General features: G+C 66.2%; 8 protein-coding genes. 2 read left to right on the top strand and 6 right to left on the bottom strand.

The genetic code is table 11. The features are described from left to right. Positions 1–92: 92 nt before the first annotated feature. Both NKG59_RS03725 and NKG59_RS03720 read left to right on the top strand, forming a co-directional pair. Positions 93–1,742: a diguanylate cyclase domain-containing protein gene (locus NKG59_RS03725; protein ID WP_253535380.1), complete on the top strand. Its 1,650-nt coding sequence runs from the start codon at positions 93–95 to the stop codon at positions 1,740–1,742. 132 nt (positions 1,743–1,874) lie between these two features. Beyond that, positions 1,875–2,381: an acyl-CoA thioesterase gene (locus tag NKG59_RS03720; protein ID WP_253535367.1), complete on the top strand. Its 507-nt coding sequence runs from the start codon at positions 1,875–1,877 to the stop codon at positions 2,379–2,381. Positions 2,382–2,400: 19 nt separating this feature from the next. Here NKG59_RS03720 and NKG59_RS03715 read toward each other — a convergent pair whose 3' ends face one another. The 6 genes from NKG59_RS03715 to malQ all read right to left on the bottom strand — a co-directional run bounded on the left by NKG59_RS03715 (position 2,401) and on the right by malQ (position 12,342). Beyond that, positions 2,401–3,786, bottom strand: a complete 1,386-nt coding sequence (locus tag NKG59_RS03715) for a sensor histidine kinase (RefSeq protein ID WP_253535365.1) — start codon at positions 3,784–3,786, stop codon at positions 2,401–2,403. Between the two features lie 223 nt (positions 3,787–4,009). Beyond that, positions 4,010–4,762: a class I SAM-dependent methyltransferase gene (locus NKG59_RS03710; protein WP_253535363.1), complete on the bottom strand. Its 753-nt coding sequence runs from the start codon at positions 4,760–4,762 to the stop codon at positions 4,010–4,012. Between the two features lie 119 nt (positions 4,763–4,881). After that, positions 4,882–5,802, bottom strand: a complete 921-nt coding sequence (locus NKG59_RS03705) for an amidohydrolase family protein (RefSeq protein ID WP_253535361.1) — start codon at positions 5,800–5,802, stop codon at positions 4,882–4,884. Positions 5,803–5,857: 55 nt separating this feature from the next. After that, positions 5,858–7,105: an MFS transporter gene (locus NKG59_RS03700; RefSeq protein WP_253535359.1), complete on the bottom strand. Its 1,248-nt coding sequence runs from the start codon at positions 7,103–7,105 to the stop codon at positions 5,858–5,860. 135 nt (positions 7,106–7,240) lie between these two features. Beyond that, the gene (gene treY / locus NKG59_RS03695; RefSeq protein WP_253535357.1) at positions 7,241–10,063 is read right to left on the bottom strand and encodes a malto-oligosyltrehalose synthase; all 2,823 of its coding nucleotides are present in this window, start codon (positions 10,061–10,063) and stop codon (positions 7,241–7,243) included. Further along, positions 10,060–12,342, bottom strand: coding sequence for a 4-alpha-glucanotransferase (gene malQ, locus NKG59_RS03690; RefSeq protein WP_253535355.1), 2,283 nt, complete (start codon positions 12,340–12,342; stop codon positions 10,060–10,062). The genes treY and malQ overlap by 4 nt, the downstream gene beginning before the upstream one ends. Positions 12,343–12,359 lie beyond the last annotated feature (17 nt).

Genomic DNA, 12,359 nt, shown 5'->3' with positions numbered 1-12,359 from the left:
GCAAGAACAACGGACGAACGGGGAATACACGTGGACCAACAGGCTGGCGTTGTCATTCGCCGGCATCGCCATGCGCGCAGGGCGTGCCGATCATGCTGATCGCTGCACTGGCTTGCGCTGCACTCGTTTCGATCGCGCTGATTGGCCTCTCATGGCCACGCCGCGATGACGCGGAAGTCTCCGCCTTCATGCTGTTGGCGCTCGGTACCGCGCTCTGGAGCGGCGCGCGCCTCATGGAAGTCGTCAGCTTCGACATGCCCGTGCGCGTGGGCTGGGCCAAGGTCGCCTATCTCGGGATCATGATGGTGCCGGCCGCATGGCTGCGCATGGTCGTTGGCCTCATCCGGCCAGAACTCAATGCATTGCTGCTGGTGCGCGTGGGTTGGCTGCTGGCGCTGCTCGTGGGCGCCGGATTCGTCGGGCTGGTCGCTACCAATGAACTGCATCACCTGGTATGGCTTGATGCGCGTTTCGTCGTCATCGACGGCATACGGGGCGCGGTGTTCGAGCACGGGCGCATGTTCTGGGTGGCCACCGCCTACAACTACGTGCTGCTGGCCATCAGCCTTGTGCTGTTGGTATTGCCCATCGACGAAGTTGCCTCCGGGCTCTATGTGTCGTCGCGCACGCAGGTGCGGCTGGCGCTTGTGATCGGGCAACTGCTGCCGCTGGTGGCGCATCTTGCCTACCTGCAGCGCTGGACGACGGCGCTCGGCGGCGATCTCACACCCGCCACGTTTGCCGTCAGCACATCATTGCTCGGCTGGATCGTCTTGCGGCCGCGCCTGCGCGATACCGCCGCTTATGCCCGCGGCAAGATCATCGAATCCATGCGTGATGGTTGCATCGTGCTCGCCCGCGATGGCTCCATCGCCAGCATCAACGCCGCTGCGCGCCACCTGTTGCCGACTGCCAAGGTGCATGCAATGCCGCCCGCCGTGCTGAACGTGGCCGGCATCCTGCGCGAGTTTGAGCGTACGCGCTTGCCTAACCGCCATCAGGTCTGGCTGCCCGACACGGGGCGCACGCTGGAAGTCACGCTCGAAGGCTTGAGCGACGCGCGCGGCCGGCATGCCGGCGTTTTCCTGCTGCTGCGCGACGTGACGGTAGAGCAGTTGCAGCGTGCCGGCATGGCCAGCGCCCAGGATGCACTGCGCGGCGAGTTGCAGCGCACGCGCGCCTTGCTCAGCGTGCTGGAGAACGACGTCAACCGCGACGCGCTCACACACCTGTTCAATCGCCGCTTTTTTGAAACGCAGGCCCCGCGATTGTTCGACCACGCCCGCCGCGACAAGCGCCCTGTCACGCTGGCGCTGTTCGACATCGACTGCTTCAAGCAATACAACGACACCTACGGCCACCTGCGCGGCGACGATTGCCTGCGCATGGTGGCCGACACGCTGGGCACGGCGTGCCGCCACCCCGATGACTTCATTGCGCGCGTGGGCGGAGAAGAATTCGTCGCCATGCTGTTTGACCTGGATCGCGACGAGGCCAGGCTGGCCGTGGCGCGTGCCGTGGCCATGGTGGCCGAACGGGCCGAACCGCACGCGGCGTCCGTTGCCGCGCCGTACGTCACGCTGTCAGCGGGCGCCGTCACCCTGACGCCCGCCGACGAACACCTGGACGTACTGTTGGAATGGGCCGATGCGGCGCTCTACGATGCCAAGCGCAGCGGGCGCAATACGTTCCGCTTTCATCAGAGTCCGCCGGGGCTGCGGAGTGTTGCGGGCGGGGAGTAGGCCGCCCGTTCGTAGGGCTACGCTATTGGCTTGTTACGCAACAGCAAGTGCATCGGAAGAATGGACACATGCGCGGGACCACCGCGCATGCGCGGCTGCCGCCAGCAGCCAATTCCATTCTTGGAGTATGCGATGCCGACAGGCCAATCCATTGCCACAGTCGTCAACCACTATCTGCGCAATGCCGAGCTGCCCGAAGCCATTTCCGCGCAGCAGACGTTCCAGCACGCCTTCGATGTCTATCTGAAGGATTCCAACGCCTACGCCAACACGTATTTCGCCCGGTATTTCGAGTGGCAGGGCGTGGTGCGCGAACGCTGGTTCCACGAATGCATTGACGCAGACCTGCTCATGAGCGGACGCGTGATCTTCGTGACCAAGCTCGCGCATCAGGAATTCGTTGAAGAGACATTCCCGTTTCAGCGCGTGGAATGCCACTTGAACACATTCCGGGTGCAGCCCTGCTCGTTCTACATGGTGTTCCGGTTTGTTTCGGGCGGACGGCTGGTGTCGCTGGGGTATCAGCAGGTGGTGTGCGCCAACGCCGAGCGCGTGATTCAGCGGTTGCCGCAACACGTGCGCCTGCGTGTGAAGGCGTACGAGCTGGACACCGTGCCGGAGTTGGCGCAGGTGTCCTGACGTTTTGAAGACGTGAACGTCAGATAGCAGGAGGTTGGGGAAACCGCATGGAGAACAGCGTGTATTCCCCAACCACGGATTCGCACTGGATGCGCCCGCCAAACGCCTGCATGACACGGCGGCAGAATGTCAGCCCCACGCCCGAGCCTTTGCCGACATGCTTGGTGGAGAAAAACGGGTCAAAGATGCGGCGTTGCACGCTGGGCGGAATGCCGGTGGCGCTGTCGCGCACCACGAGCACATAGCTGTCTCCATCCTGGCGGGCGGAGATTTCGATGTGGCCCTTGCGCGCGATCTGGATGGCATGCAGCGCATTCTTCAGCAGGTTGAACAACACGTACACGAGCAGCGTGTCGGAGCCCACGAAGCACCAGTCGGCGTTGAACGGCTGCACGTGCACGCGTTCGCGCTCACCGGCCTGGAACGGATACTGCGCCACAGCCGTCTCTACGCATTCGTGTAGCGAATGGGCCGCGAAGGTGCGCCGGTCCAGGCGCTCCAGCGTGACGGAGGCCAAGGCCATCTCGATCACGCTATGTGCAGACGCGACTTCCGATGTGATGGCTCCCGCCAGTTTGGACAGGCGATCCAACATGGCAGGATGCTGCGGCGGTTGGCACAGGCCGTTGTCGATGGCGAGCTGATAGCCACGGTAGACGTCTGGCCAGGCGCGGGCGATTTCGGCTGCCTGCAAGCGGATGGTGGTCAGCGGCGTGCGCACCTCGTGTGCAACGGTGGCTGCCAATGCATAGGGGCGCATCAAGTCGAACTTGACCACGCCCACGGCGATGATGCCCAGCGCAATGGCCAGCGGCAGCACGCCCGGCGGGTAGAACGCAATGCCGTAGTTGACTGCGTAGTCAGCTGCCGCCAACGAAATCAGTCCCACGCCGAACAGGCAAGTCAGCAGCCGTTTGCGCTTCTCGGCCGTCGCATGCTGCTGCTCGCGGTAGAGCACCCACATGCCGCGCGTAACCAGCGCGGTAGTTTGGATGATGTGGACGGCTTCCAGCGCGCCCGCCTTCGGATAGAACCCGAAGTGGAACTGATGCACGCCATCGATGACGAGGTTGGTGGTCAACAGCAACGCGATCAGCGCAGCGTCCAGCGCATAGGCGGCCAGGAGCCAGTGCCGCTCGCCCGGTGCTTCGGCCACCTCCACGGCAAAGTGATAGAGCATGGTCGGCATGATCAGGATGGCGATCCAACCGAGTTTGGCGAGCACCTGGGCGGTGCCAAGGTCTTGGGTCTGGAACAGAAACGCCCAGATGCCTTGCCACAGGCATGTGAGCGTCGTCATGCCGAGAAACGCCAGGCTCGCGCGCGTGCGGCCGCGTGTGGTCACGACGTAGACGCCGTAGAACAGGAAGAGCGACGAGACGAAGGCGGGGAACAGGGCGTACATGGAAATCGGTAGTCGGCGCAGTGGCCGCGCCAATGCCGACCAGGATCGACGGTAACCCGGAAGGCTACCGGCAACGCCACGTTCGTACACGTGTTCCGATATCACATTTTTTTCATTCAGGATTAAGCGAAACCCTGAAAATGGCGCCGTATCAGGGCACCCCTCCAACGGGTGTGGCAAAAAGGATGAGAGGGGATGAGGGTGCCCAAGCCGATCACGTCGCTCAGGCAGCCTCGATCAGCATCGCGTCGATGGCAAATGAATGGTCGGGTGCCACGGCAAAGTACGTGCGTGCTTCGTCGGCTGCACGGTCGAACAGATCGCGGATGGCATCTGCGCGCACCTGCGGCGTGCGAATGCGGGCGATCCAGCTGTCGAAGGCCATCGTCAGTTTCCACGTGCGCGGCGTGCCGGGCTGGAAACCGGCCTCGGCCAGCATGGCCTGCCATTCGGAAACACGGTAGTCGCGCACGTGCGACGCATCGCGCAGCACCTCGGCGGTTTGCAACAGCGTGTCGAGCAGCGGCACCTCCGGCGCGACGATATCCACGATGACGAGCTTGCCGCCCGGTTTGAGCACACGGCGCGCTTCCGCCAGGCCCTTGCGCACGTCGTACCAGTGGTGAGCGGAAAAGCGCGTGGCAACGATGTCGAACGCGGCATCGTCAAAGGGCAGGCTCTCGGCGCGGCCGGCTTGCGTGTGCAACTGCGCAAGGCCGCGGCGCGCGGCTTCGGCGGCCACCACGCTCAGCATGTCTTCTGACAGGTCATACGCCACCGTGGCCGCCACATGCGGCGCCATGGCAAAGCTCACATGCCCGCCGCCGCAGCCGAGATCGAGCACCTTGGCGTGCGGCACCGACTGCGCCAGCGTGGCCAGCGCGTCCAGATCGGCGCCCTGCGCGTGCACGGCGCTGGTCAGGTAGGCCTGGGCGACCTGGCCGAATTGCTGGTCGACGAGTCGATGCTGCTGCATGGCTGCTCCTTGCGGCTTGTGGGGATGAGGAGCGGCCAGTGTAGGAGCGCGGCCCGCGCGGCGAAATTCGTGATTCGCGAAATGGGGTATCGCGCGGGGGCGCTGCAGCAGTTGCGCGTTCAGACGAAGCGGAACAACTGCGCGGGCGTGTCGACCAGCACCTGCTTGCAGTCCGCTGCGTTGGGCAGCAGCACGCCGGCGAAGGCCCACATCTTGTCGTAGTTGATCTGCGATTCGAACTGCGTGTGCGGCCAGTCGCTGCCCCAGACAAGGCGGTCCAGGCCGAGCGCATCTTTCAGGCGCGGCATGGCGGCCTGGGCGATGGCTTCGCCGCGTCCGTTGGCGCCGTTCCGGTATGCGCCGGAAATCTTTACCCACACGCGGCGGGAGCGGCCGGCGGCAAGCAATGCGGCAAAGCCCGGATCGTCCACGCCAAGTGCAGGATCGGGGCGGCCGAAATGGTCGACCACCACGTTCACTTGCGCTTCCAGCAGCGGCTGCAGCAGCGCGGGAAGGCGGCGTGCCTCGACATGCAATTCCACATGCCAGCCGAGCGCATGCAGGCGAGCCAGCGCGGCTTGCCACACGGGCGATTTCAATTGCGGGTCTGCCGCACCGATCAGGTTCAGGCGAATGCCGACGATGCCCTCGGCGTTCATCTGCGTGAGCAAGGTCTCGGGCGCGGCCGGGTCGATCACGGCCACACCGCGCAGGCGCTGGGGCGCTTGCTTGAGCGCGGCCAACAGATAGCTGTTGTCGACACCCAGGAAACTTGGCTGGATCAGTACCCCGTGCGACACGCCGTGCGCGTCGAGCTGCGCGAGGTAGGCCGACAGCGGTGCGTCATACGTGGGCGCATAGCGGCGGGCATTGGCCAGCGGCAGGCCGCGTTCGAACACATGTGCATGCGTGTCGATGGCCGTGATGCGCGCGGACGCCCCGCGCGAGACGTCGCTGCTGCCGGTGGCGGCGCAGCCGGCCAGGGCGGTGGAACCTAGCATGGCAAGCAACCCGGTGTTGAAGGCGCGGCGAGTGGGCATGGGGTCTCCTGGCGGCGACGGATCAAGGGCGTCGTCATGATGTTGTGATCGGTGTTCAGACGGTGACGGCAGCGAGGTCGCGGCCCTTCGTTTCGGGCAGCATCAGCACCGCCACTGCGACGATCGAATAGGCGATGGCCGCGTCGATGCCGATGGCCGTGCCGAGCGACATCGATGCGCTCATCTTGCCCACCAGCACCGGGAACGCGGCAGACACCACGCGGCCGAAGTTGTAGCAAAAGCCCACACCCGTGCCGCGCACGCCCTGCGGATACAGCTCGTTGAACAGCGCGCCCATGCTGGCCGGAATGCCCGCCGCAAAGAAGCCCAGGGGAAAGCCCAGCACCAGCATCGCGCCATCCGACAGCGGCACCAGCAGATACACCAGCACCGTCACCACGCAGCAGCACGAGAACAGCAGGATGTTTCCGCGACGGCCAAGCACGTCCAGCAGCCACGCGCTGGCCACGCAGCCGCACCAGAAGGCGAAGATGATCACCGCCAGGTAGCCGCCCGTGCCCAGCACCGACAGGTGGCGCTCCGTCTTGAGATACGTCGGCAGCCACGTCATCAGTGCGTAGTAGCCCCCGTGCGCGCCTACCCCCAGCAGCCCGCCGATCAGCGTCATGCGCAGCACCTGCGGGCGGAAGATGTCGAGCAGGGGGAAGCGCGAGATCGGCATCGCATCGGCTTTCGCATTTGGCTTGGCGGCCGGCACGGGTTCCTGTACGCCACGGCGGATGTAGATGATGAGCAGCGCCGGCAGCAACCCGGCGGCAAACATCACGCGCCAGGCGAGGTCAGGCTCGATGAAGGAATAGGTGAGCGCATACAGCAGCACCGCCGCGCCCCAGCCGACGGCCCAGGCGCTCTGCACGGTGCCCATCGCCTTGCCGCGGTGGCTGGCGCGAATACTCTCGGCCATCAGTACGGCGCCCGCCGCCCATTCACCGCCAAAGCCAAAACCTTGAATGGCCTTGAGCACCAGGAACTGCTCGAAGTTCTGCGCGAAGGCCGAGGCGAATGTGGCCAGCGAAAACCACAGCACCGTGAACTGCAGCGTGCGCACGCGGCCGAAGCGGTCGGTCAGCGCGCCGGCAATCCAGCCGCCCAGCGCCGACGCCACCAGCGTGACGCCCGACACCAGCCCGGCCTCGGTTTTGCCGATGTGCCACGCCGCAATGATGGTCGGGATGACGAGGCTGAACATCTGCACGTCCAGCGCGTCGAGCGCCCAGCCGCCAAAGCAGGCCCAGAACGTGCGCTTTTCCCCTTTTGAAATCTCTTTGAACCAGCCGAACATGCGGTCTCCTCCGGGTGACGTGAGCGACGTGTTCACCACACATTGCTCTAGTCATATATATGAATAGATGAATTTTAGGGCGAGCCAAAAAACGGCGCAGTCGGTGTTAACCCGTGCGAGTGTGTAACGTGCGGATCAGGTGTGCAGCAGGGCGACCGGCAGGTGGGCGAGCACCTGGCCCAGCGCAAGGCGGGGGCTGTGCAGGGTCTGGCCGTCAAAAGCGCTATGCAGCGGCGTGTGCGAAAGCGCGGCCGGCAGACAGACCGTGGTGTCCCGCCATGCGCCATCCGCAAACGTTGGTGTGGCGGCATGGCCCAGCAAGGCGGAGGCATGCAGCGGCACGATCGCGACGACCGCCTGGGCGCCATGCACGCGCGCAAACGCCAATACGTGCTGCGCGCCGCTGCCGGTCACGGCCAGCGGTTGGTAGTCGCCGGATTCGAACACCGCCGGCATGGCAGCGCGCAGGGCCAGTGCACGTGCTAGTACGGCTTGCTTGATACGGCCGTCGGTCCAATGCGCGAGCAGCGACGCGAGGCTGTGCCCGGCATGCACGTGCAATGCCCGCAATGCGCGGTGCCGCGCGGCGTAGTCGACGGGGCGGCGGTTGTCGGGATCAACGAGGCTGGTGTCCCAGAAATCGGTGCCCTGATAGAGGTCGGGCACGCCAGGCAACGCGGTGCGCAGCAAGGTCTGGGCGAGGCCGTTGACGGCGGCGGCCGGCGCCACGCTTTGCACGAAGGCGGAGAGCGAAGGCAGGAAGGTCGAGGCCGCCTCGCCCGTCAGCAGCGTAAAGACGAAATCGCGGCTGGCGGCTTCGTAGTCCGCATCGGGCGCGAACCAGTCAGTGCGCAGCTTGGCTTCGCGCTGCGCCTTTTCCTGCCACTGCGCGACGCGCTCGGCCAGCTCGCGCACGGCATCGGCGTCATGCCAGTCCAGATCCGCGGGCCAGATGCCCACCAGCGTTTGATAGAGCATCCACTGCGCGGCTGGTGAGGGAGCCGGGCCGGCAGGCAGTTGACGCTCCCACGCTGCGTGTTCCGTGCGCCATTGGTGTGCGGCGGCCAGCCACTGCGTGGGACGTTCCGACAGCACGGCCAACCGAGCGCGCACGTCTTCACCACGCTTGTGGTCGTGCGTGGCGGTGGCGAGCATCGCGTGCGGCCAGGTGTGGGCGCGCGCTTGCATGGCGTGATGGAACGCGTTGGCGCTCATGGAAAACGTACCCGGATCCGCGCCGACCTCGTTGCGCGACAGCAGCCGGCCGTAGCGGTAGCACGCTGTGTCTTCCACTGCCTTGGCTGCCACCGGCGACGACAACTGCTGGCACCGGCGCAACGCCAGTTGGCGCAGCTTGTCCTGCCCCGCCGGGTGGCCGCCAAGCCATGCATCCAGCCAGCCGAGCACAGGTTGGTCAACGCGCCGCAGGCAGGTCGCCGCGCCGGACATGGCGGTTTGCAGGATGGCCGAATCTTGCGCATCGCGTTGTTGCGCATTCGCATAGGTCCGATACACCGGAAAGTGGACGATCACCTCGGCCAGCGAGCGGCGGATGGCGTGCCACGTCACGTCGTGGCTGCTGCGGTCTTGTTGTGCCACCGCGTGCAGTGCTGACGTGGCTGCATCGAGTTCTGCGGCAAAGTTCGCATGCAGGATCTGGCGGCGAGCAGGTACCGCCGTGGCCGAAAACGGCGCTTCAGCCACTGGCGCGCCAATCCATTCAAGCCAGCCCTGGGTGAGCGCGGTCTCGCCGTGCGCGTCGTGCAACAGCGCGCCCACTTGGTTCATGAAATCGTAGCCGCTGGTGCCGTCGACGGCCCAGTCGGTGCGCATGGCTTCATCGCTGGCGAGGATTTTTTCGACGACGATCCACGGGTGGCTCGTGAGCCGGTCGGCGGGGCGCGTGGCGTGTTCGGCTTGCAGGCGGCGGCGTAGCTGGCGGCAGTACGCGGCCGGGTCGGCCAGGCCATCAACGTGGTCGATGCGCACGCCGTCAATCCAACCCAGGCGATAGAGCCGGAACAGCAGCGCATGCGTCGCTTCAAACACCTCGGCGCGCTCCATGCGCAGGCCAGCCAGCGAGCAGATGTCGAAGAAGCGGCGCCAGTTGATCTCGTCGTTGGCGGTGCGCCAGTGGGCAAGGCGCCAATGCTGCCGCGCCATCAACGCATCAAGCTGATCGGGTTGCGCGTTGAGCATGCGCACGGCTTCGGCGATGTGTGCGGCACCTGCTTGCGTGGTGGCGAGGTTGCGCAGCGCGTCGCGTGCTTCGTCGGTGCGTTCGCGGCGCGTGCGCAGTGAGCGGATCGTGTCGAGCGCGGCAAAACGGTCGGCCACCGCGTGGGTGGCGGTGTCTATGTTGCCGGTGCGAAGCAGCGCGGGATAGTCGGCCAGCGCGATCGGAAAACGGTGGTCGTAATACGCCATCGCCAGCCGCGCCGCCGTTTCGTCGTAGGCCAGCTGCAGTCGGCCGCCGGCCAGCGCGTCGGCGTAGTTTTCGCCCAGGAAGGGCGCGAGCACCTTGTTGCGCAGCGCCGGATTGGGCGGCTGCCAGTCGATATCGAAGAAATTGGCGTAGGCGCTGTCGGGACCGGATTCGAGCACGTCCAGCCACCACGCATTGTGTGCGCCGCCCACGCCCATGTGATTCGGCACGATATCGACGATGAGGCCCATGCCGCGCGCATGCAGCGCATCCACCAACTGTTCGAGCGCGCGTTCGCCGCCCAGCTCGGGGCTCACGTGTGTGGGGTCGACAACGTCATAGCCGTGCGTCGAACCCGGTTGCGCCGTGGTGATGGGCGACGTGTAGAGATGCGAGATGCCGAGCGCGGCGAAGTCATCCACCAACGCGCGCGCATGGTCGAACGTAAAGTCGCGGTGCAATTGCAGCCGCACCGTAGCGCGCGGCACACGCTGGAGGGCGACGGGCGGGAGGGGTGTGGTCGGTTCACTCATGGCGTGCTGATGCGCGCGTTGGCCAGTGCGGACAGACGCGCCTGCACCGTGGGCGCGTCGAGCAGCGTGCCGGACGGCCCGGGCAGGCGACGCCGCCAGTTCGGGTGGGTGTCGATCGTGCTTGGCAGGTTCGGCTGCTCGACGAGGCCGAGCAGGTCTTCCAGCGGGACCAGCGCAAGCGGCGTGTTGGCCGCGCCCGTAAACACGGTAGCCGCCGTGGCAAAGTCCTGCGCGCTGGCTTGCAGGATGACGTCGGCTTGCGCCGCGGTGGCCGCGCGCGCCTGTTCCAACGCAGCTTGCAGCGGCGCCACGCCAATCATCGGCACACTGCCATCGGCCAGCACCAGGCGGTTGTGCTCTGCAAAGGCTGCAACCAACGCGGCGCGATCGTCCATGCGGCGTGCCTGTGCTTCGCCCTCACTCATGCCGGCCGGTAGCAGGCCAAGCTGGGCTTGCCAGCGCAGATCGTTGCCGATCCACCAGCCGACGAGCGTGGGCAGATCGTGCGTGCTCGTCATCGCCACCGACGCCGGCGCCCATGTGCGCGGCGCCTTGAAGGGGGCATCGTCGCGCGTGTACTCGCGCTCGAACCAGAGGATGCGCATGCCAAGCAGGCCGTCGTCGGCAAGCTTGTCGCGCAGGCCTGGGGGCACGGTGCCAAGGTCTTCGCCAATGACGATGCAGCGGTTGCGCCACGATTCCAGCGCCACCAGCCGCAGCAGATCCTGCATCGGGTAGCGCAGGTACACGCCGTCCAGCGGTCGTGCTCCATCTGGGATCACCCATAGCCGCATCAGCCCGAGTACGTGGTCGATGCGTACGCCGCCGGGCACGGCCATCACCGCGCGCAGCATCTCGATAAATGCGGAGAAGCCTTGCGTGCGCATGGCGCGCGGGCTGAAGGTGGTCAGGCCCCAGCCCTGGCCCTGCGCGTTGAACACGTCGGGTGGCGCCCCCACCGTCACGCCGATCAGCAAGTCGCGCTGCCGCGCCCACGCATGGCTGCCCGCGCTGTCGGTGCCCACAGCCAGATCGGCGATGAGGCCGATGGCCATGCCGGCGCTTTCCGCGGTGCGCTGCGCGAGGGCCCACTGGCGTGCCGCAGCCCATTGCAGGAAGAGGTGGAAATTCACCGCATCTTCATGCTCGCGAGCGAAAGCCTGCACGCCCAGATAGCTCGGATGTTGATACTGCTCGGGCCACTGCTTCCAATGCGCGGGCCCAAGGTGCGCATTCAGCGCTTCAAAGTGCGCGTGATCGCGCAGGCTCGTGCCGCCATCAATGCAGTACGCGCGAAAATCGTCCAGCAGCATCTGCGCGACGGTGTCCCCAAGCGGCGCCTGCAGCAAGCGGCGATGCAGCGCGCGCAGCACCGTCATGCGGGCGTTGCCGCTGGCCGGCCAGTCGATGAGCTGTGCGGCTTCAAGACGGGCGTAGTCGGCGACAAGATCGCAGTCCACCACGGCCTGCCGAACGGCTTCGTCCCCAAAGAGCGCGGCGGGGTCGATCATCCACGCGTTCAGGAACAGGCGGCTTGATGGCGAGTACGGCGAATAGCGGCGCGCGTCGGCCGTGAACATGGCATGCACGGGGCTGAGCGCCAATGCATCTGCACCGCGCTGCGCGAGATGCCGCGCCAGCGTGCCCGCCGCGGTGTAGTCGCCCAGGCCGGCGCTGCTGGCAGCGCGGTCGGCATCGCATCGCAAGCCGTAGAGCTGGGCGGACGCGCCCCACAGGCGGGTGTCGGCCGGGCGATCGTGTCGGCGCAGGGCATCGGCCACGCCATAGCAACGCGCTGGGGCAATGGCGAGCGTGGCTTCGATCACGGTGCCCGGCCCGGCGTCGATGGTCAGGCGGTGGTAGCCCACGGCCTGCACCGGCGCCAGGCGCAGCGTTGCATGGCGCTCGCTTGCGCTGACGCTGATCTTGCCCTCGGTGCTGCCGTCGGATTCAAAGTCGACGCGATAGGTTTGTCCACCCAGCAACGCGGCTTGGGGCGCGGAGGTCTGCAGCACGATCGGCTGCCCGACCACGCCGGTGACGAGCGGCGGTATGGCCACCGCTTCCGCTTCTGCGCGCAGGCGCGCCTGGCTTTCCGACACCTGGGCCGACGTGCCGGCCGGCAGGCCCAGCGTAAAGAGCACCGCGCGCAGCACTTCGTCGGCCACGCGCATGGGGCGGCTGGCAGCGTCTTCCCAGTCGACGAGTAGCCCGGCATCCGTGGCCAGTTGCTGGAGCGGCGTGCGCTGCGTGCCTGAGGAGTGAGTCGAGCGGTCCATGGTGCGTTGGTACGTTG

The organism is Ralstonia chuxiongensis (genome assembly GCF_024158925.1).
Classification (GTDB): Bacteria; Pseudomonadota; Gammaproteobacteria; order Burkholderiales; family Burkholderiaceae; genus Ralstonia; species Ralstonia chuxiongensis.
This window is presented reverse-complemented; position numbering and strand designations above follow the sequence as displayed.